29 protein-coding genes and 1 rRNA gene are annotated in these 26569 nt (G+C 33.6%); 11 read left to right on the top strand and 19 right to left on the bottom strand.

The features are described from left to right. Window positions 1-10 precede the first annotated feature (10 nt). Window positions 11-559: a PTS glucitol/sorbitol transporter subunit IIC gene (gene srlA / locus ACYH9I_RS07775; RefSeq protein ID WP_091350628.1), complete on the bottom strand. Its 549-nt coding sequence runs from the start codon at window positions 557-559 to the stop codon at window positions 11-13. 275 nt (window positions 560-834) lie between these two features. Here srlA and ACYH9I_RS07770 point away from each other — a divergent pair, with 275 nt between their 5' ends. The 9 genes from ACYH9I_RS07770 (at window position 835) to ACYH9I_RS07730 (ending at window position 8066) form a co-directional block, all read left to right on the top strand. Next, the gene (locus tag ACYH9I_RS07770; RefSeq protein ID WP_091350626.1) at window positions 835-1371 is read left to right on the top strand and encodes a Dps family protein; all 537 of its coding nucleotides are present in this window, start codon (window positions 835-837) and stop codon (window positions 1369-1371) included. Window positions 1372-1442: 71 nt separating this feature from the next. Further along, on the top strand, window positions 1443-1994 hold the full coding sequence (locus ACYH9I_RS07765) for an NADPH-dependent FMN reductase (protein WP_483560141.1): 552 nt from the start codon (window positions 1443-1445) through the stop codon (window positions 1992-1994). A 72-nt stretch (window positions 1995-2066) separates the two neighbouring features. After that, a complete protein-coding gene (gene mutH / locus ACYH9I_RS07760) occupies window positions 2067-2738 on the top strand; it encodes a DNA mismatch repair endonuclease MutH (RefSeq protein WP_483560139.1) in 672 nt (223 codons plus the stop codon). 214 nt (window positions 2739-2952) lie between these two features. Then, entirely contained in the window at window positions 2953-3372 is a 420-nt protein-coding gene (locus ACYH9I_RS07755; protein ID WP_160403428.1) for a PTS sugar transporter subunit IIA, read from the top strand. After that, complete coding sequence (locus tag ACYH9I_RS07750) at window positions 3373-3864, top strand: PTS sugar transporter subunit IIB (RefSeq protein ID WP_091350622.1); 492 nt, start codon at window positions 3373-3375, stop codon at window positions 3862-3864. It begins immediately after the preceding gene. Between the two features lie 33 nt (window positions 3865-3897). Continuing rightward, window positions 3898-4716: a PTS mannose/fructose/sorbose transporter subunit IIC gene (locus tag ACYH9I_RS07745; RefSeq protein ID WP_160403429.1), complete on the top strand. Its 819-nt coding sequence runs from the start codon at window positions 3898-3900 to the stop codon at window positions 4714-4716. Between the two features lie 26 nt (window positions 4717-4742). Then, on the top strand, window positions 4743-5564 hold the full coding sequence (locus tag ACYH9I_RS07740; protein ID WP_483560227.1) for a mannose/fructose/sorbose PTS transporter subunit IID: 822 nt from the start codon (window positions 4743-4745) through the stop codon (window positions 5562-5564). A 173-nt stretch (window positions 5565-5737) separates the two neighbouring features. Next, a complete protein-coding gene (locus tag ACYH9I_RS07735) occupies window positions 5738-6982 on the top strand; it encodes a zinc-binding dehydrogenase (RefSeq protein WP_483560136.1) in 1245 nt (414 codons plus the stop codon). Between the two features lie 253 nt (window positions 6983-7235). After that, window positions 7236-8066: a sugar-binding transcriptional regulator gene (locus tag ACYH9I_RS07730; RefSeq protein WP_483560134.1), complete on the top strand. Its 831-nt coding sequence runs from the start codon at window positions 7236-7238 to the stop codon at window positions 8064-8066. 74 nt (window positions 8067-8140) lie between these two features. Here the strand turns inward: ACYH9I_RS07730 and argA are convergent, their stop codons facing one another. From argA to aroE, 5 genes are all read right to left on the bottom strand, one after another. After that, a complete protein-coding gene (gene argA, locus ACYH9I_RS07725; RefSeq protein ID WP_483560133.1) occupies window positions 8141-9469 on the bottom strand; it encodes an amino-acid N-acetyltransferase in 1329 nt (442 codons plus the stop codon). Between the two features lie 284 nt (window positions 9470-9753). Then, on the bottom strand, window positions 9754-10953 hold the full coding sequence (locus ACYH9I_RS07720; RefSeq protein ID WP_483560132.1) for an MFS transporter: 1200 nt from the start codon (window positions 10951-10953) through the stop codon (window positions 9754-9756). Between the two features lie 226 nt (window positions 10954-11179). Then, complete coding sequence (gene aroL / locus ACYH9I_RS07715) at window positions 11180-11692, bottom strand: shikimate kinase AroL (RefSeq protein WP_483560130.1); 513 nt, start codon at window positions 11690-11692, stop codon at window positions 11180-11182. Between the two features lie 210 nt (window positions 11693-11902). Next, a complete protein-coding gene (locus tag ACYH9I_RS07710; RefSeq protein WP_483560128.1) occupies window positions 11903-12256 on the bottom strand; it encodes an Aca2/YdiL-like domain-containing protein in 354 nt (117 codons plus the stop codon). Between the two features lie 149 nt (window positions 12257-12405). Continuing rightward, window positions 12406-13236, bottom strand: a complete 831-nt coding sequence (gene aroE / locus ACYH9I_RS07705; RefSeq protein ID WP_483560126.1) for a shikimate dehydrogenase — start codon at window positions 13234-13236, stop codon at window positions 12406-12408. Between the two features lie 392 nt (window positions 13237-13628). On the opposite strand from aroE, the gene rpmB reads away from it, so the two are divergent. Both rpmB and rpmG read left to right on the top strand, forming a co-directional pair. Next, complete coding sequence (rpmB, locus tag ACYH9I_RS07700; RefSeq protein ID WP_034884345.1) at window positions 13629-13865, top strand: 50S ribosomal protein L28; 237 nt, start codon at window positions 13629-13631, stop codon at window positions 13863-13865. 15 nt (window positions 13866-13880) lie between these two features. Continuing rightward, entirely contained in the window at window positions 13881-14048 is a 168-nt protein-coding gene (gene rpmG, locus ACYH9I_RS07695) for a 50S ribosomal protein L33 (RefSeq protein WP_034884348.1), read from the top strand. A 146-nt stretch (window positions 14049-14194) separates the two neighbouring features. Here rpmG and gltP read toward each other — a convergent pair whose 3' ends face one another. The 13 genes from gltP to rrf form a co-directional block, all read right to left on the bottom strand. Then, on the bottom strand, window positions 14195-15517 hold the full coding sequence (gltP, locus tag ACYH9I_RS07690; RefSeq protein WP_483560124.1) for a glutamate/aspartate:proton symporter GltP: 1323 nt from the start codon (window positions 15515-15517) through the stop codon (window positions 14195-14197). Between the two features lie 79 nt (window positions 15518-15596). Next, window positions 15597-18293: a DNA topoisomerase (ATP-hydrolyzing) subunit A gene (gene gyrA / locus ACYH9I_RS07685; RefSeq protein ID WP_483560122.1), complete on the bottom strand. Its 2697-nt coding sequence runs from the start codon at window positions 18291-18293 to the stop codon at window positions 15597-15599. 98 nt (window positions 18294-18391) lie between these two features. Then, complete coding sequence (locus tag ACYH9I_RS07680) at window positions 18392-18970, bottom strand: SIS domain-containing protein (RefSeq protein WP_160403447.1); 579 nt, start codon at window positions 18968-18970, stop codon at window positions 18392-18394. A gap of 17 nt (window positions 18971-18987) precedes the next feature. Continuing rightward, window positions 18988-19359, bottom strand: a complete 372-nt coding sequence (locus ACYH9I_RS07675) for a YraN family protein (protein WP_483560120.1) — start codon at window positions 19357-19359, stop codon at window positions 18988-18990. Then, complete coding sequence (locus tag ACYH9I_RS07670; protein WP_483560118.1) at window positions 19325-21169, bottom strand: penicillin-binding protein activator; 1845 nt, start codon at window positions 21167-21169, stop codon at window positions 19325-19327. Before ACYH9I_RS07670 ends, ACYH9I_RS07675 begins: the two co-directional genes overlap by 35 nt. 20 nt (window positions 21170-21189) lie before the next feature. Continuing rightward, the gene (gene rlmM, locus ACYH9I_RS07665) at window positions 21190-22272 is read right to left on the bottom strand and encodes a 23S rRNA (cytidine(2498)-2'-O)-methyltransferase RlmM (protein WP_483560117.1); all 1083 of its coding nucleotides are present in this window, start codon (window positions 22270-22272) and stop codon (window positions 21190-21192) included. Window positions 22273-22319: 47 nt separating this feature from the next. Next, window positions 22320-23270: an LpxL/LpxP family Kdo(2)-lipid IV(A) lauroyl/palmitoleoyl acyltransferase gene (gene lpxL / locus ACYH9I_RS07660; RefSeq protein ID WP_483560115.1), complete on the bottom strand. Its 951-nt coding sequence runs from the start codon at window positions 23268-23270 to the stop codon at window positions 22320-22322. A 246-nt stretch (window positions 23271-23516) separates the two neighbouring features. Beyond that, window positions 23517-24311, bottom strand: a complete 795-nt coding sequence (gene thyA, locus ACYH9I_RS07655) for a thymidylate synthase (protein WP_483560113.1) — start codon at window positions 24309-24311, stop codon at window positions 23517-23519. After that, entirely contained in the window at window positions 24308-25177 is an 870-nt protein-coding gene (lgt, locus tag ACYH9I_RS07650; protein WP_483560111.1) for a prolipoprotein diacylglyceryl transferase, read from the bottom strand. Before lgt ends, thyA begins: the two co-directional genes overlap by 4 nt. Further along, window positions 25174-25746 (bottom strand): RNA pyrophosphohydrolase, encoded by a 573-nt coding sequence (gene rppH, locus ACYH9I_RS07645; RefSeq protein WP_483560109.1) that lies wholly within the window; start codon window positions 25744-25746, stop codon window positions 25174-25176. The genes lgt and rppH overlap by 4 nt, the downstream gene beginning before the upstream one ends. A gap of 162 nt (window positions 25747-25908) precedes the next feature. Then, a complete protein-coding gene (locus ACYH9I_RS07640) occupies window positions 25909-26073 on the bottom strand; it encodes a YgjV family protein (RefSeq protein WP_483560108.1) in 165 nt (54 codons plus the stop codon). 184 nt (window positions 26074-26257) lie between these two features. Next, entirely contained in the window at window positions 26258-26404 is a 147-nt protein-coding gene (locus tag ACYH9I_RS07635; protein WP_483560107.1) for a hypothetical protein, read from the bottom strand. Window positions 26405-26451: 47 nt separating this feature from the next. Then, window positions 26452-26567: ribosomal RNA gene (rrf, locus tag ACYH9I_RS07630) — 5S ribosomal RNA — on the bottom strand. Window positions 26568-26569 lie beyond the last annotated feature (2 nt).

Genomic DNA, 26569 nt, shown 5'->3' with positions numbered 1-26569 from the left:
CTTTATAATTTTACAGATGAACTTTTCTTTCTAATTTAATACCCATTTTTCTTTCAAAAATGGCTGTACAAAAGTCAGTAATCCAACCTCTAAAAAAGTTAGTACCTAAACCAACAAGGAAATAACTCACAGCAAGAGGACCTAAAGGTAAATGTAATGTAGTTAAACCTGCCGCTATCCCCAAATAAACAAAAAGCTCACCAGGGTTAACGTGTGGAAATAATCCATTCATTGAATGGCAACTATAAGATGAAGCTGCATAGTAGCTTGGTTTGTAAAACTCTGGCATAAAACGACCTAAACTTAATGTCATTGGATTACAAAAAACAAAAGTACCAATAAGCGGTAACAGTAAATATCTAGAAATGGGATTACCCGCACAAGCTTGCGCTAAACGCTCAATACGTTCTTGCCCAATAAATTTAATCACTGCATTCATTACAACAAGTAATGAAATTAATAATGGTAGAATTCCCGTTACCATCCCAACAAATACTTTTCCGCCTTCTTGGAATAAACCAATAAACCATTCAGCACCAAATGAAATAGCATCAATCATATTGTCTCCTATTGAGTTGAATTCGAGTTGATAATATCAATACCAAACCACAAAAACTTTTAAATAGATCACAATTTGAAAAAATATCTTTCATTTTGAAAGAAAGTTAATTCAAAAAATAATTAAATTAAAATAAAGAAAATAAATGAAAGTGATAGATTGCTGAAATAACAGTAATAGTTAAAAATAGCTGATTTTTATTGGACATTAATTGTGAGTTGGCGTAACTTGGTACAAAAGCGTTGTTTTATTATTCAATTTAAGGAGAATATATTATGGCTAAAAGTATTACCTCGGCAAAAAAATTACAACAAACAGCAATTTTATTCCCTACTGACTTAGGTCAAAAAGCGTCAAAAGATATTTCTGGAGCAATGAATTCTGTTTTAGCAGATGTTTTTGCTTTATATTTAAAAACCAAAAACTTTCATTGGCATGTGAGCGGTCCTCACTTTCGTGATTACCATTTAATGTTAGACGATCATGGCGAAGAACTATTTGCCATGACAGATCCAATTGCAGAACGTGTACGTAAATTAGGCGGAACAACATTACGTTCAATTGGCCATATCGCTAAATTACAAAGCATTTCTGATAATGATGCTGATTTTGTTGAACCATCAGATATGCTTGCCGAACTTTGCCAAGATAATGTAAGACTGACTGAGCGTATGCGTGTAGCACATGATATCTGTGATAAGTACAACGATACGGCCACAGCAAGTTTAATTGAAGAGTGGATAGATCAAACAGAACAACGTGCATGGTTCTTATTTGAAGCCGGACGAAAAGTCGACTCATCAGGACATTAATAAATAATTATTAATGAATAAGATAAGAGGCATACTCAGTGCCTCTTATTAAAAATACGTGGAGATTTAAGATGAGTAAAAAAATTGCTGTACTGGTTGGGAGTTTACGTAAAGACTCTTATAACTTAAAAGTGGCAAAAGTTTTTCAGAAAATAGCACCACCATCACTTTCGTTACAAATTATCCAAATTGGGGATTTACCTTTATATAATGAAGATATTGATAATAATACCCCTCCAGCCTCTTATACTCGTTTTCGTCAAGAAATAGCCGATTGTCAGGGTGTTATTTTTGTGACACCTGAATATAATCGGGGCTTACCAGCAGTGATCAAAAATGCAATAGATGTAGGCTCTCGCCCTTATGGTAAGAGTATTTGGTCAAAAAAACCTGCTGCGGTTGTTTCCGTTTCACAAGGTGCAATTGGTGGGTTTGGTGCTAATCATCAATTACGACAATCTTTAGTCTTTTTAGATATGCCGACACTACAACAACCTGAAGCTTATATTGGCAATGTGAATGCTGCTTTTGATGAAAGCGGTAATATTACTTCCAAAAGTAAAGAGTTGTTAACCGTTATCATTAATAGCTACGCCAGTTGGGTTGAAAAGTTAAGTCAATAACGCTTTATTTTACGATTCACAGTCAATATAATTGGCTGTGTTTTCTTAGCAAGCAAATTAACTCGTTTTGTCATGCCTATATTTCTTCCTAATAGTGAACAAAAATTATTACATCGCGCGCAGTTAGTGGCGGGGTACACTTTTGGCGAAATCGCACAATATTTAAACATCCCTATCCCCGCTAATTTAAGCAAACAAAAAGGTTGGGTAGGAAATCTTATCGAAATTTTTTTAGGTGCTAATGCTGGTAGTAAGGCTGAGCGTGATTTTGCTAATTTAGGAATTGAATTGAAAACGATTCCTGTTGATAAGCAAGGTAAACCGTTAGAAACTACTTTTGTCAGCGTCACACCATTAATGGCTAATCATGGCGTTATTTGGGAAACCAGCCATGTTAAATATAAACTAACAAAAGTACTTTGGATCCCAATAGAAGGCGAAAGAACGATTCCTCTTGCTGACCGAAAAGTAGGAAAACCTATTTTGTGGACACCAACTCAAGAACAAGAGCAACAACTCAAGCAAGACTGGGAAGAATTAATGGATATGATAGCGCTAGGGCAGGTTGAAAAAATTACCGCTCATTACGGCACCTATCTACAACTGAGACCCAAAGCAGCCAATGGGCAAGCACTTACTGAAGCAATTGGTGAAAATGGACAAATTATTTTAACTCGCCCAAGAGGATTTTATCTTAAAAAGTCATTTACTATGCAAATTTTAGATAATGCAATGAAGTCTTAATAATTTTTATGTTCAATTAAATAGCACACACCATTATACATATCATAATCATCACCTCCTAGTTTTAAAAACAAATAATATTACTTTCATATAGTTGACACAAAAATCAAATCTACGTCACATTTTTTCACATTAGTGATTTACTTAGATCAAATGTGATAATAAATTCACCTTAACATTTGTGAAACAAGAAGAGAATTTGTGAGGATTTAATATGAATTTTATTTTATCTGGGCATGGAAACGTTGCTATTGAAATGAAAAAAAGTATCGAAATGATAGCTGGAAAATACCTCAATTTACATGCAATAACCTTTGAACCTGGTGAAGGTATTGAAAGTTTGCAAGATAAATATCTAAAAATTATTAACCAATCAGAAAACCAGCAATTCATTATTATCACTGATATTTTTTCTGGTAGTCCTTATAACGCAGCAGCGATATTAGCGCTGAAACGAAGAAATATTGAAGTTATCAGCGGGCTCTCCTTACCACTTTGTTTGGAGTTATTAAATTCTGATTACTCCTTAATCAATATTGAAAACGCATTTGAACAACTTGACAATGTCAAATTGGATTTTATCAAGTCATTCAAATCATTATCTAAAAATGCATGTATAGAGGAGGATCTATAAATGATTATAAATTTAGTTCGCATTGATGATCGTTTAATTCATGGTCAAGTGACGACTGTTTGGACCAAAGAAGCCAAAGCAGAAAGAATAATTGTTGTAAGTGATGAAGTTGCCAATGATGAGATCCGTGCAACACTCGTTAAACAAGCTGCCCCTCCAGGCACTAAAGTTTCGGTAGTGAGCATTGAAAAAGCTGTAGCCGTTTATAAAAACATAAAGTATGAACATGATACCGTATTTTATCTATTTACTAATCCAACTGATGTGTTGCGCTTAATTCAAGCTGGTGTTCCTATTAAAAATGTCAATATTGGTGGTATGTCATTCAAAGCTGGTAAAAAACAAATTACTAAAGCTGTTTCTGTTGATGAAAACGACGTATCGGCATTTAGAAAAATGCATGATATTGGAGTAAATCTTTATTTAAAAGTGGTGATTACCGATCCTTTTGTCGATTTTATCAAACTACTTGAACAAGAATTTCCATATTAATAATCGCTATTAATAACAAAATAGGAGGCAATAATGGAGATTTCATTATTTCAAATCATATTAGTTTTTATTTTTTCTTGTGTGGCTGGTATGGGGAGTGTGTTGGATGAGTTTCAAACTCATCGTCCATTAATTTCCTGTACTGTAATTGGTTTAATTTTAGGAGACGTCAAAACCGGAATTATTCTTGGAGGTACATTGGAACTTATCGCATTAGGTTGGATGAACATTGGAGCAGCGCAATCACCCGATTCAGCATTAGCCAGTGTTATATCAACTATTTTAGTTGTAGTTGGTAAACAAGATATCCAAACTGGCATCGCTATCGCATTACCAGTTGCTGCAGCAGGACAAGTACTTACAGTATTTGCTAGAACCATCACAGTGGCCTTTCAACATGAAGCAGATAGTGCAGCTGAAAAAGTCCAATTTAGAAAAATAGAATTATTACATTTTAGTGCACTTTTTGTTCAAGCGCTAAGAGTGGCAATTCCGGCGACATTAGTTGCTATATATGTTGATGCAAACACAGTAAATAGATTATTAAATTTATTACCTGATATTGTTACTGGCGGCCTTGCTGTTGCTGGTGGATTTATTGTTGTTGTCGGTTATGCCATGGTTTTAAATATGATGATGGTCAAATATTTAGCACCATTTTTCTATCTGGGTTTTATTTTGGGTGGATACCTAAACTTTAGCCTCCTGTCATTTGGTATTTTAGGAGTCATTTTTGCCATTATTTATGTTCAATTAAATTCTAAATTTAATACAGTTAAAAATAATGAAAATGCAATAAATCTATCAACCAATAGCAAATCAATTATTGCCGATGATGAATTAGATGATTAATTAACAAGGATTTTATTATGAAAGAAATGATAAACACCATCCAAAAAAAAGATATTATTAGTACGTTTATTCGATCTAATTTTCAACAAGCTTCTTTTAACTATGAACGAATTCACGCTTTGGCATTTTGTGTGGATATGATACCAACAATAAAACGAGTCTACAAAACAAAAGAAGAACAGCGTGAAGCCTTAAAACGACACCTCGCTTTTTTTAATACTACTCCTGCGATGTGTGGTCCTATACTTGGTGTCACAATGGCAATGGAAGAAGCAAGAGCCAACGGTGCACCTATTACAGATGGGACGATTAACAGTTTAAAAATTGGATTGATGGGACCGTTGGCCGGTGTCGGTGATCCATTGGTATGGGGAACACTCCGCCCAATTACAGCAGCACTTGGTGCATCATTAGCGCTTTCCGGCAATATAGCCGGCCCATTATTGTTTTTTATTCTGTTTAATTTAGTTAGGCTTGCTATGAAATGGTATGGACTGACTTATGGTTTATCAAAAGGGATAGGGATTGTTAAAGATCTTTCCGGCAATATTTTACCAAAATTGACAGAAGGCGCGTCAATTCTTGGATTATTTATCATGGGAGTATTGGTCACAAAATGGACTTCAATTAACGTTCCATTAGTTGTATCTCAAACAGCTGACATAAATGGTAACCAAATCACAATGACAGTTCAAAGTATACTTAATGATCTTGTTCCAGGCTTATTACCGCTTGGATTAACACTCTTAATGATGAAACTACTCAGGAAAAAAGTAAGTCCAATAATACTCATTTTTATACTTTTTGCTGTAGGTATTATTGGATATGGTTTAGGAATACTCGCTTAACAAAATGATAAATAAATGTTTATTAAAATTTAAAGAGTTTTAAGTTCAATAACCAAAATTCAAAAAGTACGCAAAAAGGTTAGTCAGTTATTTTATTTACACAATATAAATAAAATCTTTCAGCCTTTTTGTGTCTGCCCTTCAACAAGATTTAACTTATCAAAGAGGAATATATGAAAACTCAAGCTGTTAGGTTGTATGGTAAAAATGATTTGCGACTAGAGTCGTTCGAACTTCCCCAAATAAATGATGATGAAATTTTAGTTTCGGTAGTTGTAGATAGCATGTGTATGTCTTCATTGAAATTAGTCAATCAAGGAGAAGATCATAAAAAAACACCACCTGATTTAGTCAATAATCCTATCATCATTGGTCACGAATGCTGTGGTGAAATTTTAGAAGTTGGAAAAAATTGGCAGCATAAATTTAAAGCGGGACAAAAATATGTAGTACAAGCGAATCTACAACTTAAGGATAGTCCTTATTGTGTCGGTTATTCTTATCCATACACAGGAGGATGCGCCACTTATATGATCATTAATCATGATGTATTAAAACAAGATTGTTTAATTCCATATGATGGCAACACCTACTTTGAGGGTGCTTTAATTGAACCTTTATCCTGTGTTATTGGCGCATTTAATGCTAATTATCATTTAAAACCTAATAGTTACCAACATGTTATGGGCATAAAACGCGGTGGGGATCTGATAATTTTAGGTGGAACAGGCCCAATGGGGATGTTGGCAATTGATTATGCTCTAGGGGGACCAATAAAACCTAAAAAAGTGGTTGTCACAGGACGGAGTAAAGAAAAAATTGCTCATCTTAAAACGTTGTATCCTCCTCGTAATGGCATTGAACTTGAATTTGTTGATATATCAAATGTTGATGACCAATTAGAATCATTAAAAAGCCATTCGACCAAAGGTAGTTTTGATGATGTTTTTGTTTTTTTACCTTCACAAGAATTAATTCAATTAGCATCAAAATTATTAGCTTTTGACGGTTGTCTTAACTTTTTTGCAGGTCCTCAGAATAAAGATTTTTTAGCTGAAATTAACTTTTATGATGTCCATTATAACTTTACCCACATTGTTGGAACATCTGGTGGAAATACCGACGATATGCGTGAGGCAGTCAAACTTATTGAAGCTGGAGCTGTTGATGTAGCTAAAATTGTTTCACATATTATGGGGATCAATCAAGCTAGTAAAGCAACTCAAATGCAAGATAAAATTAAAGGTGGTAAAAAGTTAGTTTATACCCATAAGCAATTTGAACTTAAAAATATAGAATCATTGACTGATAGTAAAGATGATATTGCATTAAAACAAATACTGAATAAAAATCATGGAATTTGGTCAAAAGAAGCTGAAGATTTTATATTAAATTATTTTCCTGATATTGAACCTTAATTTTTGATATACTTTATTAGCATCAAGATGTCATCATGCTGAAAATAAATGACTTCTTGATGTTATTAAATAGGCTAATTTTTAAAACAATAGATAATAAGATAACGCTACAATGATAAATCACAATTTTAGCAATAACGATTTTGAGCAACATAAAATGTTAATTAAAATTGCACAGCTGTATTATGAAGAAAATAAAACGCAGTCAGAGATAGCAAAAATAGTTCATATACATAGGTCGAGCATAAGCCGAATGCTAAAAACAATACGTGAATTAGGCCTCGTCTCTATTTCAATTAATTATGATTTATTACCCAATATCGCCTTAGAAGAAAAGATTTGTAGTCAATTTAATTTAAAACAAGTTATTGTTGTGCCTGTTAACCCCAATTTAGATAATGATACGAAAAATCAAATTGTGTGTAATGTAACATCTAGTGTATTACTTAAAAATATTCACGATAACGATGTTATTGGTATATCTTGGGGACGCTCAATTAATTATATTGTCGATAGTTTAAAAAATGACAATAATACATTTGACAATATAACCATTGTACCAATGATTGGTGGACCTTCTGGAAAAATTGAAACAAAATATCATGTCAATAACATTGCCTATAAATTATCCAACAAACTGAAAAGTAAATCGATATTAATTGATTACCCAGCCATTGTTGACACATCTAAATTGAAAGCTGAAATTGAAAAAACTCAGCACATGAAAGAGTTAAAAGATTGGTGGAATAAAATAACCGTAGCATTGTTTAGTATAGGTTGCCCCGCCATATCTAAAAGTTCAATTTGGTACGGTTTTTATGGCGAACTATTCCAAACGATTACCAATAAAAAAATTGTGGGCGATATATTATCTCGATTTTATGATAAAAATGGAGCTGAATTAGATACACCATTCTCTAATCAAATTATTGGCGTCACCTTAGATAAACTAAAACAAATCCCACTTAAAATTTGTGCTAGTGGTGATCCCGAAAAACTTAATAGCTTAGTTGCAGCATTAAATGCAAATTATATTGATATATTAGTCATTAGTGATGAGTTAGCTAATCAACTAATTGACTAATTTTCAAACCAAAATAATAAAAAATAGTCTTAATTAATAACAATACTCTTTTTGATATTTAATATCAAAAAAATCTAAATAATATCAAGTATTAAAATTTTTGAATTTCGTTGATAATTATAAAGTTGCTTTTTTTTAATTGGCAAATCATCTACCTCTGCTGGATTGAATCCTTTTTCCCTAAACCAGTGAATACTACGAGTAGTGAGAACAAATATTTTTTCTAATCCTAATTGGGTTGCTTTTTCAGTTAGCTTTTCAATTAATACGTTCCCCCGAGAAGAGCTACGATAATCTGGATGAATAGCTACACAGGCCATTTCGCCCATTTTTTCTTCAGGGTAAGGATAAAGCGCAGCACAACCTATTGTCATATTATCACGTTCAATAATGGTAAATTTATCAATTTCCATTTCTAATTGTTCACGAGATCGTTTAACCAATACACCTTGCTCTTCCAGTGGGCGAATAAGTTCTAAAATCCCACCAATATCGTTAATCGTTGCCGAACGAACCTTCTCAGAATGCTCCATTGCAACCTGTGTTCCAATTCCATCGCGCGAAAATAATTCTTGTAAAATCGAACCATCAATCAAATAACTTACCAAGTGGCTTCGTCTAACTCCACTTCGGCATGCTTTAGATGCCGCGCGTAAAAACCGTGCTTCACTGGATAAATGTTTGCCTTGCTGTTCTTTTTGATTAACATAATTATCTGCATCAACAGGATAAAGATCAGTAATGACACGACCTTGTTCATCTAAAACCCCTTGTTCTGCACAAAAGCTGATTAATTTATCCGCTTTTAAGCGAATGGCAACTTCAGCTGCGACATCCTCAGATGCTAAATTAAAACTTTCTCCAGTAACCGAAACGCCAACAGGGCCTAATAACACAATAGAGCCACGAGCTAGCTGTTCTGCTATCGCCTCGTTATTGATTCTTCGAATTTTACCTGTATGACAAAAATCAACGCCATCATCTACACCCAATGGTTGGGCAATTACAAAATTACCACTGACAACACTGATATGAGCACCTTGTAATGGAGTATTATTTAAACTCATCGATAAACTTGCGGTAATATTAAGTTGTAATGATCCTGTAACTTGTTTAATGATGTCTAGCGTCATTGCATCAGTGATGCGCGTATTTTTATGATATTTCGGTACAATATGATGGTTTTTTAAAGACTCATCGATCTGATTACGAGCACCATTGACAATAACAAGTTTAATACCAAGACTATAGAGTAAACCAATATCACTGATAATACTTGAATAATTATTACTTTTTAACACTGCACCTGTGAGCAAAATTACAAATGTTTTTCCATGATGAGCATTAATATAAGGTACTGAATGTCTTAATCCATCAACTAATTCAGTTGTACGTTCTTGCATTTTTACAACCACCTTAAAATGAATATTTATTCAAATTAAATGTAATTTTATTTATTTTTAATCTAATAGCAAGTAATATTTTAAGCATCTATCAACAATCTAAATATTTACTATTTATAAAAGATAAAACTGAAAATCGATAAGTATCTGATTGAAAAATGGCCAATTAGCCCAACATTAAATAGTTAATTAAAAAGATTAAATTAAAATTTTAAAAACCGTTAGTATGAAAAAAAGCATGCCATATTGGCATGCCCCATAACATTAAACTTTAGATCTACAAATTATATTTTTGTTAAATCAATGACCTTCTTAAAACGATAAAAAACAATTGATCCAAGTAATACACTTGATACTGCAATAAAAAAGTCTATTAAAATAGCATAACTGACATTGATCATAGCTAATTTTGGCACTATACGCGGAATGACAACAAACGATAATCCACTGAATGTATACATACAACCAACGGCCAGACCTTTACGAGTAGGGAACAGTTGTTGCATTACAACCAAAGTCAACTGTAACACACCTCCTGCAGCAGTAAACCCTACGCCAATTGCGGCAATGACACACATGACTGGCGAAATATTGAAATAAAACACAATTAATACTAAGGCAGACAAAGCAGGCAGAATAATAATACAAAATATTGGTTTTAAGAAACGTTTAACCACAAATGCTGTAACAAATACCGAGATAATGGATGCGGTGCTATAATAGCTAATCAGTTGTTTTGCATCGATATCGTTCATATTAACACCTTTAACAGCGATAGTTGGCAACCACTGTAAAATAATGACAAATGTTGCTGTTGTAGTAAATCCCATGATAATCAGTAAAATACCTTCAAATTCAAATCGAGGATTACCTGTAAAATAGTTTACTGAACCTTCACAACCTTTGATTGTCGTATCTTTATGTGGGAATTGTTGAGGTAATAATAATAAACTGTTAATGATTAAATAAGCAGTAAAACCAAGAAACGCCCAACCATACCATATTTTGTTGGTATCAAAAAAAGTAACAATAAAAGGTAGAACTAGCGTTCCGATGGAAATAAAAGCTTTTATAAGGACGCTTGCAGAGCTCGCAGATCCAGGAAAGCATTCAGTTAACGCAGGCATAGAACCTGTATCTAAAAAAGAATTACCTGCCCCCACGGCAATCGCTAAACAAAAAGCTATATGAATGTTGGTACAAAAAATGATCCCTACAAAAAAAATAGCATAACAGATCATACCTAGATAAATAAATAACTTTCTACCAAATTTATCTGATAGCACCCCACCAATGAACATTAAAAAGATTTTGCCAATTCCTATGCCTGATGCAACATAACCAAGCCCAACTATATCAGTATTTAGTTGCTTTGAAAGCGCTAGGGAAAATTGCATAATCACAATTAGCGCAATACTTTGAATAATATAGTTTGCATAAATAGATCCAACAATTCCATAAGAATTGACCTTTCGATTTTCCATTTGTCATACTCCATATGTAAAACATAAAACTTTAGTTCTATTCAATATATATGTATTAATATTAGGCAAAAAGAGTAAGTCTAGATTTGTTACTTAACTTTTATCTTTTTTATTCCTAAAAAATATCAAAAATATGACATAAAATTAAAGTCATATAGAATTTTATTATTGTCTATCACCAATAAAAATACCACTTTTTAAGTGGTATCTGTTATAAAAGGTTAAATTAACTTCCAAGCATTTCAAGCATTTTAGCTAGGATCAAGCTTTCATCTTGATCAACATTCACTATATGGTGCGCAGCATCATGATATAAAGGCAGTCTTTCAGCTAACACCTTTTCTATTTCATCAGCAATAGATAAACCCGTTAATGAGGGTCTTTGAGCAACATTCGGATCTTTCATTAAACGAGCAGCTAGTGTTGCCGCTGGCGCAGATAAAAAGATAACCGTACCATTTTGTTTCATAAAATGGCGGTTATGCTCAGCTAATACCATGCCTCCACCAGTTGCAATGACACGATTGGGTTTAGTTGTATCAACAAGCACTTGGCTTTCTCTTGCTCTAAATCCTTCCCAACCTTCTTTTTCAACAATTTCAGCTACTGTTTTTTGAGTAGTCTCAAGTAAATGGCTGTCGGTATCAATAAAAGAAAACGATAGCTTATTTGCTAACATTTTTCCCATTGTTGTTTTACCTGCTGCTCTTGCACCAACTAAAAAAATTGTTTTATTCATATTGGGTTCTGTCCTTTTTTCTTTACAGAATATGTTAGCCATGCTAGTAATTCGCTCTTATTTTGCAATATATTTTAAATATTATTTAATAAATTTAAAAAATAATTTTTAATGAAATCTAACATCACGTTTAAAAATATTTCTGTAAATATTTTTTTACAAAAATTATAGAGATTTTAAATAGTGCTAAAATTTTTTTGATAAAACCAATTAACACAGTTTTTCTAGACCACGAAAATAGAGCTCTGTCGCGATCGATTGATGTAATCGCCACTGAATAATGTCAAGGTCAATATTTACCTTTTTAAACTCTTCGTATGTCATAAAATAACGAATAGTATTACTACCGACACGATCATTGATACTATTGATGATGATATTTATTTTTTCAATTCGAAGCTTTTTTAGCTCTTGCATTGCTGTTGTAACAAATTCTGGAATGGGTTTTGTTCCATTTTCCCAATCATGCCATGTATTAATATCTGTTTTACCAATATATTCACTGGCCTCTGACACTTTTAACATAAAGAAACGACGATATGCTTGCAATTCTAAATTAGTCATAAATGCTCCTTATTATGATGCTCTTGGACTATTCAATTGATATATTAGCTTTGTTTAGACCAATTAATTTGGCAATCACAAAGCAATTATATAAATAGCGGAAAACATGACTAACTCTAATTAACTAGCCATATTTGCCATTTGAGTAATTATTTTTTAGTCAAAGCATCAATTACAGCCTGTTTTGCGCGTTCAGAAAGATTTTTCCCTGTCCAAATTTTAAACTGAGCATTTGCTTGGCCAATAAACATTTCACGTCCTGAAATTGACTCCCAGCCAGCTTGTTCTGCTTCTTGTCTAAAACGCGTATTATATGGAGTATAAACAATATCATAAGCCACACCATTACCTTTAAACCAAGCTTGTTTATAAGGTGTTTGATCTTCAAATTTACCCGTCATGCCTAATGGTGTTGAGTTAATAATAATTTGAGCCTCAGCTTTACTACGATCTTCCCATTTAATAGTTTTAAGATTGAATTCATTAGCTAACATATTAGGTAAATCATCCACAATATCTGTTACTGTAATATCGGTATAACCAAGTTCCTGTAGCCCAACAACAGCTGCGCGAGCAGCTCCCCCTGCACCAAGTAATAATACTTTGTTATAATCTGCAGGTAGTTTTTTTGTTTTAAGCGGTTCCATAAATCCAACAATATCAGTATTGTCACCACAAAGTTTATCCCCATGCCAATAAACCAAATTAGCCGCTCCCGCTTTTTTTACATGCTCGGTTACTTCATCTAAATAAGGAATAATGGTTTGTTTATGCGGAATAGTGACACATAAGCCTCGAATGTTTAATAGCCTTATGGATTTAAATAAAGTTGCAATATCTTCCGGAGGTGTAGCAAAAGGAACTAAAACTGCAGGAATTCCATTGTCTTGAAATGATATAGTATGAATAAGAGGGCTCATACTATGTCCTAAAGGATAACCGATAATGCCGTATATACTATATGGCGTAAACTGGTTCATATAACCTCCTTGAAAATTAGAAAATTAAACCTAAATAGATAAAATCTATAATGCATAGTATTAAAACATATTTATTATAAAATTAAACCGTTTTTGTATTTAATCAACATAATCAAAATTAAAAAGTCATCATTTAGTAGTAATAGACAATAGCTGTTATTTATTTGCTAATATTCCTTTGGACAATAAACTTATTTTTCGGTTAAATAAGATAATGCTTGAGAATTTGCGTATAACAGCGTATACTTCGCTACCTCATTATTGTGGGTGTAGTGTGAGAGGTTAGACTGCTTCTCAGATAGAACTGCAGCAAACTAAAAGCCTGACGAGGTTAATTCCATTAACATATTACGCCCAGGGCTTAAGCATAGAAATTTCGGAGAATTATTGACATGTCACGAGTATGCCAAGTAACAGGAAAAGGCCCTTTAGTAGGGAATAATCGTTCTCATGCGATGAACGCTACTAAACGCCGTTTTCTACCAAACCTTCAAACTCACCGTTTCTGGATTGAGAGTGAAAAACGTTTTGTAAAATTGCGTGTATCTGCTAAAGGTATGCGTACTATCGATAAAAAGGGTATTGATGCAGTTTTAGCTGAACTTCGTGCCCGTGGTGAAAAGTACTAATAAGGAAACCATATCATGGCAAAAGGTGTACGCGAAAAAATTAGATTAGTTTCTTCTGCTGGTACAGGTCATTTTTATACCACTAGCAAAAACAAAAGAACTATGCCTGAAAAAATGGAGATCAAAAAATACGATCCTGTAGTTCGTCAACATGTAGTTTATAAAGAAGCTAAAATTAAATAGTTCTAAATAAACAAAAAACCCAGCAATGCTGGGTTTTTTTATATCTTTTTAAGATTAATATTGATCATTGATTGCCATAATAACTATTTAAGAAATAAAAAAGCTTCAGTTTTCCTGAAGCTTAAAATAAATAAAAAATAATAATTTTATTTTAAATATTGCCGCTCATATGATCTTGCTTTTTTATCGTCAAAGACATGTTCCCAACGTGCAATAACAATTGCAGCTAATGCATTACCTACTACATTAACTACAGTTCTTCCCATATCTAAGATTCGCTCAACCCCCATAATATAACCAATACCTTCAAGAGGTATACCGACACTACCAAGTGTTGCTGATAAAACTAAAATTGAAGCACCTGGAACGCCAGCAATCCCTTTAGATGCAATCATTAATGTAATAACAATAATAATTTGATCCAAAATCGTTAGATCGATACTAAATAGCTGTGCTAAAAAGATAACAGTTATACTTTGATAAAGTGTCGATCCATCAAGATTAAATGAATAGCCTGTAGGAATAACAAAGCTGGTTATTGATTTTGGAGCACCATAAGCTTCCATCTTTTCAATAATCTTCGGTAATGCTGTTTCAGAACTAGCAGTTGAAAATGCAATTACCAACTCTTCTTTTAAAATTTTCAACAATGTAAAAATATTAAAGCGACAAAGTTTACAAACGAGACCAAGTATCACTAATGTGAAAATAATCATTGCCGAATACACAGTCAAAATTAATTTTAATAAAGGCAGTAAGGATTCAAAACCATATTTAGCAACAGTTACTGTAATAAGTGAAAAGACACCAATTGGTGCATAACGCATAATCATGTTAGTTACTTTAAACATGGTATCGGAAATCACTTTTAAGAAGAAAAGAAATGGTTCACGTTGTTTATCTGGTAAAGACATTAGCCCTAAACCGAAAAAGACACAGAAAAAGATAACCGGTAAAATTGCACCATCAGTCATTGCTTTAAAAATATTTGCAGGAATCATATCAAGAATCATAACAATTAAACCATGCGGTTTTCCGCTCAATTCCTCGGCTGCTTTGGCATATTTACTAACATCTGTGGTTGCAAGAGTAGATGAATCAATGCCTGCTCCCGGTGAAAAAATATTTCCCCAGCAAATACCTAACAAAATCGCAATAGTTGTAATAATCTCAAAATAAAGTATTGTTTTAAATCCTAATGTACCTAATCGTTTCGAGCCACCAATACCCGCAATACCTAGTGTTAATGTGCTGAGTATAATAGGTAATACAATCATTTTAATTAAACGAATAAAAATATCACCCGCTGGTTGGAAAATATTGACTATCGAAAACTGATAATAAGAATGTAGAGGATGAGATGGCACAGAAAGCTCAAATAAATAAGCCCCCATCGCAACGCCTAAAACCAAAGCAATTAAAATTTGCCATGCAAGATTTGTTAATATTTTTTTTGTAAAAAACGTCATCTAATACTATTCCTTTTCGAAATTATTCTAAATAAAAAAGGATTAGTTACATTAACTAATCCTTTTTTATAATTAAAAATTATTCTTCGGTCCCCTGCACCAAATCACTCCGCTCTCCACATTGCGATAATAATTCGGATTCATTATCATCCTCTGTTTCAGCGATTCGCTGTAACCCCACTACTTTTTCGGTTTCAGCTGTTCGAATAAGCATAACCCCTTGAGTATTACGACCAACAATACTAACTTCTGAAACTCGAGTACGAACAAGCGTTCCTGCATCTGTAATTAACATGATTTCATCTGTTTCATCAACTTGAACTGCCCCAACCACAGCTCCATTACGCTCACTCACTTTTATAGAAATAACACCTTTAGTTGCTCGTGATTTCGTTGGGTACAATTCTTGCTGTGTACGTTTACCATAACCGTTTTGGGTTGCGGTTAAGATTGCTCCACTTCCACGTGGTACTATCAAAGACACCACTTTGTCATCATTATCAAGTTTTATACCTTTAACACCCGCAGCAGTTCGCCCCATACAACGAACTTTATTCGCAGGGAATCGAACAACTTTACCGTTAGCTGAGAATAACATAATATCTTCAGTAGTTGAAAATTGTGAAACTTCATTATCTTCAGTATCAACATCTTCTATCACGATATCATCATTCATTTCTTCATCATCAGTCATAGCTGAAGGATCATTACGAGTCAAATCAACTCCGATCAATTCATCATCATCACGCAAATTAATCGCAATAATGCCGCCACTTCGTGGACGGCTAAATTCAATTAAAGAAGTTTTCTTAACTGTACCTTGTGCGGTAGCCATAAATACACAATGTTCATCATCAAATTCTCTAACTGGCAAAATTGCAGTAATACGTTCATTTTCTTCCAACGGTAATAAGTTTATTATTGGACGACCACGAGAGCCACGGCTAGCTTCAGGTAATTGATAAACCTTCATCCAATATAATCGACCACGACTTGAGAAACAAAGAATCGTATCATGGGTATTAGCAACTAATAATTTTTCGACAAAGTCTTCTTCTTTAATTTTAGTTGCAGATTTACCTTTACCACCACGACGTTGAGCTTCATAATCTGAAAGCGGTTGATATTTTACATAACCTTGATGCGAAAGAGTAACAACGACATCTTCTTGGGCAATAAGATCTTCAATATTAATATCTGCACTGCTTGCGGTAATTTCGGTTCGTCTTGCATCTTGGAACTGGTCACGAATAGCTTCAAGTTCTTCTCGAATCACTTCCATTAAACGCTCTGAACTTGCTAAAATATGCAATAACTCACCAATTTGAACTAATAAATCTTTATATTCATCAAGAATTTTTTCATGTTCAAGTCCTGTTAGCCTATGTAAGCGAAGATCTAAGATCGCTTGAGCTTGTGCATCTGATAGGTAATAGTGTCCATCATGAATACCAAATTCTGGCGCTAAGTCTTCTGGTCTAGCTGCATCATCACCTGCTTTTTCCAACATTGATGCAACATTTCCAAGTTGCCAAGCTTGAGCCAGTAATTTAGCTTTTGCTTCACCTGGTGTTGCAGCTGCACGAATTAATTCAATAACAGGATCAATATTAGCAAGTGCAATTGCCAAACCTTCTAACACATGAGCACGTTCACGTGCTTTACGTAGTTCATAAATAGTTCGGCGAGTAACTACTTCACGGCGATGAAGTACAAAAGCTTCAATCATTTCACGCAAGTTTAATAGTTTGGGTTGACCTTTATGTAAAGCCACCATATTGATACCGAATGAAACTTGCAATTGAGTCAACGAAAAAAGGTTATTTAAAACAACTTCACCAACCGCATCACGTTTTATTTCAATAACGATACGCATACCATCTTTATCAGATTCATCGCGTAATGCCGAAATACCTTCTATTTTTTTATCCTTAACTAATTCGGCTATTTTTTCGATCAATTTTTTCTTGTTAACTTGATACGGGATTTCATTAACAATGATTGTTTCTCGTCCTGAATGGTCATCAACTTCAATAGTTGCTTTAGAACGAATATAGATAATACCACGACCAGTACGATAAGCATTCTCAATGCCTTTTCGGCCATTAATCAATGCTGCTGTTGGAAAATCAGGCCCATGGATATACTCCATTAAACCATCAACCGAAATATTTTCGTCTTCAATAAAAGCCAAGCAGCCATTAATGACTTCAGATAAATTGTGAGGAGGGATGTTAGTCGCCATACCAACAGCAATTCCTGATGCTCCATTAATTAATAAGTTAGGAATTCGCGTTGGTAACACATCTGGAATCATTTCTGAACCATCATAGTTAGGTGAAAAATCAACTGTTTCTTTATCAAGATCAGTCAATAATGCCCCTGCAAACTTTTGCATACGAATTTCGGTATAACGCATTGCAGCAGCTGAATCACCATCAACAGAACCGAAGTTACCTTGACCATCAACTAACATATAGCGCAATGAAAATGGTTGAGCCATACGTACAATTGTGTCATAAACCGCCGAGTCACCATGTGGATGATATTTACCGATTACATCCCCAACAACACGAGCAGACTTTCGATAAGGTTTATTCCAATCATATCCCGCTTCATGCATAGCAAATAAAACTCGCCTGTGAACAGGCTTTAAACCATCACGGACATCAGGTAAAGCACGCCCAACAATGACAGACATTGCATAATCAAGATAAGAGGATTTTAACTCATCTTCAATATTAACGGGGGTTATTTCTTTGGCTAGTTCGGTCATAACACCATGTTCTCTTATTAATTTAACTCATCAAAACAGTATATAATTATAGCATAAAAATCGCTATTAATGCAGAACTAAACTGTTTTTATTTCAACTTATTCGCTATGAATAAACAACGTATTTTCAATTAATTGGCATAAGCAATTTAAAATCATGGCGTGCATTTCGTAAGCCATCACTTTTTTATAAGATGGAACTCTTATTTCAATGTCATTTTGCCCAAGTAAACCAATAACTTCACCGCCATCAAAAGCAGTTAATGCAACGATTTTCATATCCTTAATTACCGCTTCTTGAACAGCACGAATGATGGCTCGGCTATTTCCTTGGCAAGTTGCTATAATTAAGACATCACTTTGTTGACCTAATGCTTGAATTTGACGCGCATAAATTTCTTCATGATTAGCTATAGCACTTAACAAAACATTGTCCGAGACTAAAGCTATTGCTGGAATACTTGGTCTTTCGATATTAATACTGGTGATTAAACGTGAAGTAAAGCTTTGTACATTAGCAGCAGATGAACCATTACCACAGCTCATAATCTTATTACCGTTAAGTAAACTCTCAACAATAATATTTGCTGCTTTTTCAATAGAGTAACCGAGCGATTCAGCCATCACAATTTGAGTTTGAATACTTTCAGTAAAATAATTTTTAATTAAATCTTGCACGCCTTTTCACCTAAAAATTAAAATGCATTAATAATCCACTTTTGACTTTTACCTGTAATAGCAAAAACATCAAATCTAAACTCTGTATCCTCAATATTTAAATTTTGTTCGATCATCCACTGTTGAGCAGCCTGCTTGATTTTATGTTGTTTATTTAGTGTCACAGTCATTTCAGCATCACCAAAATTTGCATTTTTTCGATAACGCACTTCAATAAAAACAAGGCATTTGTTATCTAACATAATTAAATCGAGTTCACCAAAGCGAAATTGGATATTATGAGCAAGAAGTATAAGTCCCTGTTTAAGTAGATATTGGCAAGCAATATTTTCATAATGCTCGCCGATTTGTTTTTTATTCGCTTTTTGAATCAGATTTGGCTTCACCATAAGTATATTGCTGCCAAGAAAGCGAGCGAGTCACTTCACATTGAGCACTTGTTGATAGTTTTCCTGTCATACCATCTAAAAAATTAGGTTGATATGAATTAAGCTGATTGAACCGATTAGCGAGTCTCCACGCATCAATTCCCATTGCATACAAGCGCATTAATGAATAGTCTTTCTGAATATTGTTAGGTATGTTTGTATTCACATTATCCTTTTGCTCCATAATCATAGGAATTTCTGCATATTCAGTTTTATTCATATCATAATTAAAATCTTTAGAAGAATTGGCTATATGACTTTTTGAACTTGTATAGAGCATGACTGCTGATGAATTGCCAATAGTTTTATTTGCCCCCATATCAAGCATTGGTTTTATCAATGTTAACTCATCATATGAAGAATAAACATAAATAGCATCAAATCCCGCAGATATTTCCACTGATGGCATATCATTAATCAATATAGGATTACCGGTAAGAGTAATACCGATATTACGATTCATATTGGCGCTTAATGTTGTAGTGTTTCCAAAATATTGCACGTAAGCTTGTGAATTATTCGCCGATAATTGCGACCACTGTGCTGCAAAACTTTGTGCAACACGTTGTCCTAAATCAGTTTGCGGCACTAATAATAACGGTTTTACTCTATTTTGAGAATAAATATGGTTTGCCGCATCTTTTGCTTCATCTTCAGGAGATAATGCAAAAAAACACATTTTATTAACAGAGGTAGTCTCATTATCAACTTTATTTAAAGCTAAAATAGGAATAGCGGGAGCTAGCTCTTTTATTTTAGCCACTTCATCTTTTAATAGAGGCCCTACAACTAATTCAACATTATCTTCCTGGGCTTGCTGGATTAAAGTATCCATGGATGCACTAGTTGTATCAAGTACAATCACATTTTGTTGTGGTTCTTGTGGAAAAATTTTTATAGCATTCATATAACCTTGGCGAATAGTTTCACCAAATATACGTGAAGAACCATTTAATGGTAACAATAAAGCAACTTTTTTTGCATTAGCATCAACAGAAAGTGTTTGTTCACCAGTCAATATCGAAATAATCTCTTTAGCTGGATGATCTGGATATTGTGTAGCCCAGTTGTTGACAGCTTGTTTCAATAACTGTTTTTGATTTTCAGATTTTGTTGCAATAGTGTCTGGAGTATCATCATCTTGTGAAACAATTGCTTGGTTATTATTTTGATAAGTATAAGCTAAGTCAACCCAGCCTTGTAGTGTTGTTTCATTTTCACCGACTAAAACTTTGCTGATTTTATCAGATTTTAACTTACGGAAAAAATTCCATGTATTATTTAATAATTGCCTTTTTTCGACTTCTGTTACATATTTTTCTAATTGAAGATAATCGTGAGCTTGAGCATTAATATCCTTACTGTTTATATCCAAACCTAATTTAATCGTATAATAACGATATAGCTGTGAGTTATTCAAATCTGAAATAGCGAATTTATTAAGGTCAAATGATTGTCTTTTTTTTACAGCAATTTCACCTTCTGACAATAACTTTTCTTTTTGCTGCTCAGTATTAAGATTAAGAGGCAAATTTGATAATAGTACATTGGCTTGAGAAAATTTATTTTCTTTTATCAAAGCTCGAATAGCTAATAATTGCCAATTAACTTTAGTAGAACCAGTGCTATTATCTGCTTGTGACAAATAGTAATTAGAGTTTTGATGCTCATCAAAGTTAAAGGATTTCTTTGATATTTCTAAAGCACATCCCACCAAAATCGCAAACAATGGCATTATTAACATAGCACAAAAAGAGCGTTTTAAATTCATACCTATTCTCTTGTAAGTTGTTATCCCCAAATTCGTTGCACATGAACGGTCACTTCTTCTCGATCATGATAAAGCTGTTTAGCCTGAATTTGTACATTAATGTTTTTATTATTTAGTTCGTTGTTTAGTAATTGTAAACTTTGTTTTACTTCTTCATAACGTTTTTTCATTGGTAATTTGAGATTAAAAATAGTCTCTCTACACCAACCATTAATTAGCCATTTGGCTATTAATTCTGTTACTTTTGCCGGCTTTTCAACCATATCACAAACCAACCAGTAAATATTATGCTTTTTAGGTACAAATTTGAAGCCATCTTCACGATAATGTTTAACTTGTCCTGTTTCCATCAGTTTCTCATTCATCGGTCCATTATCAATGGCATAAACCATCATGCTTCTTTTTACTAGCTGATAAGTCCAACCTCCAGGACAAGCTCCCAAGTCAACCGCATTCAAACCACCTTTTAATCGTTCATCCCATTCTTCATAAGGAATAAAAATATGAAAGGCTTCTTCTAATTTTAACGTAGAACGGCTTGGTGCATCGGTTGGAAATTTTAGCCTTGGAATCCCCATATAAAAAGGTGAATTATTTTGACTCAGTGAATAACCAACATAACAACTATTGCTATTGATAAAAAATAAGTGAATAACAGGTCTTGATGGGTTTTCAGCTTTTAATAAAATACATTTACTTCGTAATGCCTGGCGAAGAGGAACTGTAAATTTACGACAAAAACCGGAAAGTGCCTTGCCATCATTAGTATCGGCAACTTCTACACGCAGATCCCCAGCTTTATCTATAATGCCAGATAATGCATCAATAATGGGAGAGATACGATCATTATTCGGCAAATCTGTTAATAAATCACCCGATACAAACATTTGTCTCGCAAAAATTAATGTACGAAAAGCCAATTTTTTTATTAATAATTGCGCACCTCCATCTTGATAGCATTCAAAAACAACATAACCACTGTTTTCTTTAACTTTAGCAAAGCCATATATTTCTCTTTGCACGGCCCTATCTGTGATTTCAGCAGCACACTCTTTTTCAAACCCACAACGACAATATAAAACGATCTTATTTAATTTTTGCATAATTGTATATTAAATTTATTAAACCACCATAATAAGCAACAATCACATCAATCAGATTGAACATTATCGGTATATAAAGGTGCTTCCCCTTTTGGACGAGTTTTAAATCGTCGATGTAACCACATATATTGTTCAGGTGCTTTTAAAATTTCTTGTTCAATAGCTTTATTCATAAAAGTAGCAGCACGTACGTCATCATCTATTGGATAGCCTTTAAGCTCGGAAGTCACATAAACTGTGTAATGTCCACTTTTTTCACGCTTAGGTGTGAATGGGATAATAGCAGGCTGACCTAATTTAACTAATATGCGTGTACCAACGGTTGTTGCTGCTTTTTCTACTGAAAATAGAGGCGCAAATACACTATTTTTAGGGCCATAATCATGATCCGGCGCATACCAAAGCAATTCACCATTTTTTAGTGCTCGGATCATACCCTTTGTATTATGACGGTCTAACATATATTTGTTTGACTTAAGTCGACCTTTAAGCTGAACATAATCCATTACGGGATTATCATTTGGTCGATAAACACCCACACCTGGATGGCTCATTCCTAAAATACGTGCACCTAATTCTAATGTTAAAAAATGAATACCTATGAGCAGAACGCCTTGACCTGATTGTTGCACCTTTTTAATATGAAAGTCGCCAACAATAGAAACGCGCTTGGCAAGCCGTTTATCTGACCAAAACCAAGCCATACCTGTCTCAAAAATAGCCAAACCGGTCGAAATAAAATTTTCACGTAACATCTGGTCACGTTCTTGTTGTGTTTTTTCAGGAAAACAAAGTTTAAGGTTTTGGCTCGCCGTTTCTTTTCGTTTGCCAATTAATTTCATTGAAAGTAAACCTAATCCTTTCCCCAATTGATAAATAATTGGATATGGAAACAGTAGAATTAAATACAAAATACCGATACCAAACCATGTTAACCAATAACGAGGGTGCAGTAAGCATTTAGTAAAGATAGGGCGAATTTCTTGATTTTGACTCATATTAAGATCAAGTTATTGTTAATAATAAAGTTGATTATTATATACCATATCCTGATTTTAGGGGCAGAAAAATCAACAAGGTTAACTTACAACTTTATATTATCATTCAGTAACAAAAGTTAGAATCGATTTATATTTAAAGTAGAAGATCATAGCGAATAATGAGAATTACTCATTATGATCAGTTCTTAGCACTTCCTACTTTTATACTAAAATACATATTTTCCCGAAACTTTTCACAAAAGATCAAACAGCAACAGGGGCTTTGATTGCAGGATGCGGATCATAACCAACAATTTCAAAATCTTCAAATACATAATCAAAAATTGTTGAAGGTTTACGTTTAATTACTAATTTGGGTAATGCTCTTGGCTCACGACTTAATTGTAAATGGGTTTGTTGCATATGATTAGAGTAAAGATGTGTGTCCCCTCCAGTCCAAACAAAATCACCTACTTGCAATTCACATTGCTGTGCAATCATGTGAACTAACAATGAATAGCTAGCGATATTAAATGGTAGTCCTAAAAATACGTCACAAGAACGCTGATAAAGCTGGCAAGAAAGTTTACCATCTGTAACATAAAATTGGAAAAAAGCATGACATGGGGCTAAAGCCATTTGATCTAATTCCCCAACATTCCAGGCAGAAATAATCATGCGTCTAGAATCAGGATCAATTTTAATTTGTTCAATTAATTGTGAAATTTGATCTATTTTACGACCATCAGCTGTACCCCATGCTCGCCATTGTTTACCATAAATAGGACCTAAATCACCATTAGCATCAGCCCATTCATCCCAAATTGTGACTTTGTTGTCTTTTAGATACTTGATATTCGTATCGCCTTTTAGAAACCAAAGCAACTCATGGATAATTGAACGTAAATGGCATTTTTTAGTTGTAATAAGAGGAAAACCTTCTTGCAAATTAAATCGCATTTGATGACCAAAAATAGATAATGTACCGGTACCAGTTCGATCTGATTTAAGTGTACCTTCATCTAAAATTTTTTGCATTAACTCTAAATATTGTTTCATCGTGCTTTTGCCTTCTTGTCAAACCTATACGCAAATAAAAAAATTAAAATACCACCAATAATCATCGGTAAACATAAAATTTGTCCCATACTGATAATATTTAAAAATAAACCTAGTTGTTCGTCAGGTTGTCTAAAAAACTCTATAACAAATCTAAATAAACCATAGCAAAGTAAAAATAACCCAGATACAGCACCTGTAGGCCTTGGTTTTAGAATAAAAATATTTAATATTACAAATAGTATAATTCCTTCAAATGCCATTTCATAAAGTTGTGACGGATGTCTTGGTAAAATACCGTTTAATTGAGAGTAAAGTGAAAACCATTCAGGATGAGACTGAACAAACATAAAATCAGCATGCGATGATGTTGGAAATAACATACCAATAGACGAATTAGTTACTCTTCCCCAAAGTTCTCCATTAATAAAATTACCAAATCGCCCAAACATTAAGCCTATTGGGACAAGAGGAGCAACAAAATCACCTACTTGCATAAAAGTTTTCTTTGTCTTCTTAGCAAAAATAGCAATAACACAAATAGCGCCAATCAAACCGCCGTGGAAAGACATACCTCCTTCCCAAACTTTAAATAAAATTACAGGATCTTTAATAAACGTATCAAAGTTATAGAAGAAGACATAGCCTAATCTACCGCCAATAAATAGCCCCAAAAACCCCCAAAATAATAAATTTTCAACCTCTTGTGGCGTCCATTTACTATTTGGTTTATTTGCTCGACGCTTAGCTAAGTAAAGAGCACCCAGGACGCCAAATAAATACATTGCTCCATACCAATGGAGTGATATAGGGCCAATAGAGAAAGCTATTGGATCAAAATCAGGAAATCGCAAATATTGATTCATTTTTTAATACGCTTTTTATTTTTTCGTTTATGTATAAAGAAATTAAATTTTTTCTTTTTAGGAATACTAATAATTGGTGCATCTAATTCGGTCTGTATAGCAAAAACAGAGGAAGAAAATTCTTTCATTGCTTTTCTATAAACGTCTCTTTTAAAAGCAATAACCTGTCGAATAGGATACCAATAATTAACCCATTTCCAATCATCAAATTCAGGAGTAGAAGATGCATTGAGATTAACTACTGATGGATCTGATATTAATTCTAATAAGAACCATTTTTGCTTTTGTCCAATACAAACTGGTTGGTTTTCCCAACGGATCATCCTTTTAGGTAACCTATATCGCAACCAACCATTAGTAACGGATAAAATTTTTACATCTTTTGATAATAAACCAACTTCTTCATTTAATTCACGAAACATTGCCTGCTCAGGCGTTTCGTTTTGTTTTATTCCGCCCTGAGGAAACTGCCAAGAATTTTGCCCATAACGACGAGCCCAAAGTACTTGACCATACCTGTTACAAATAACTATTCCTACGTTTGGACGGTAGCCATCATTATCGATCACTGACTACCTCAAGAAATCTATTTTTATATAGTTAAATTGTTTCATACATGGAGCAATAAATAAATAGAAAAATGACTTAATTGAGCAAATATGCTTTCTCATATAGGTTATTTTTTCAATAATTTAATAATTGTAACAGTATTAATTATAGCAAATGTTACTTCAATAGCTATGCTGCCTAAAGATCCTATCCACAAGGCTATAAATAATCCATAAAACACTACTTAACAATATAATCAATCGCCTATTTTGCTGTTGTAAACGGAACAGTACAATAGTCACCAATATAGTACCTAAAATTGAAAATAATGAATAAATTACATCCAATCAGGTGTGGTAAGAAAATAAAATATCCGCATTAAAGCAATAAAAGAAAATATCGCAAACATATTTTTAGTAAGCAGAAGCAATATTTCTAAATATATTTACAATATTCAGTACTGCTGCAGGATATGATTCTGGCCCCAATAAATAAAAGTGAAGAGTTATAATGAACATTAACAATGGCCAATTACCATCTAAAAGCATTATCATTACGTTGTAAAAAAGTAATAATGCCTACAAAATAACCTAACATACCCATTAATTGTAGAATTGTCGTATATTTTTCAACAAAATTTACACTAGCAGACTCATATAAAAATTTCAGACTATCCATAAAGCAAAAAAGCCCAGCATGACTGCTGGGCTCTCTCTAATTTAAAAGTCTGGCGGCACCCTACTCTCACATGGGTAATACCCACACTACCATCGGCACTACGGCGTTTCACTTCTGAGTTCGGCATGGGGTCAGGTGGGACCACCGCGCTATTACCGCCAGACA

Source organism: Gilliamella sp. X-23 (genome assembly GCF_057063545.1).
The sequence above is the reverse complement of the archived record's forward strand: the minus strand, read 5'-3'. Positions and strand labels throughout refer to the sequence as shown.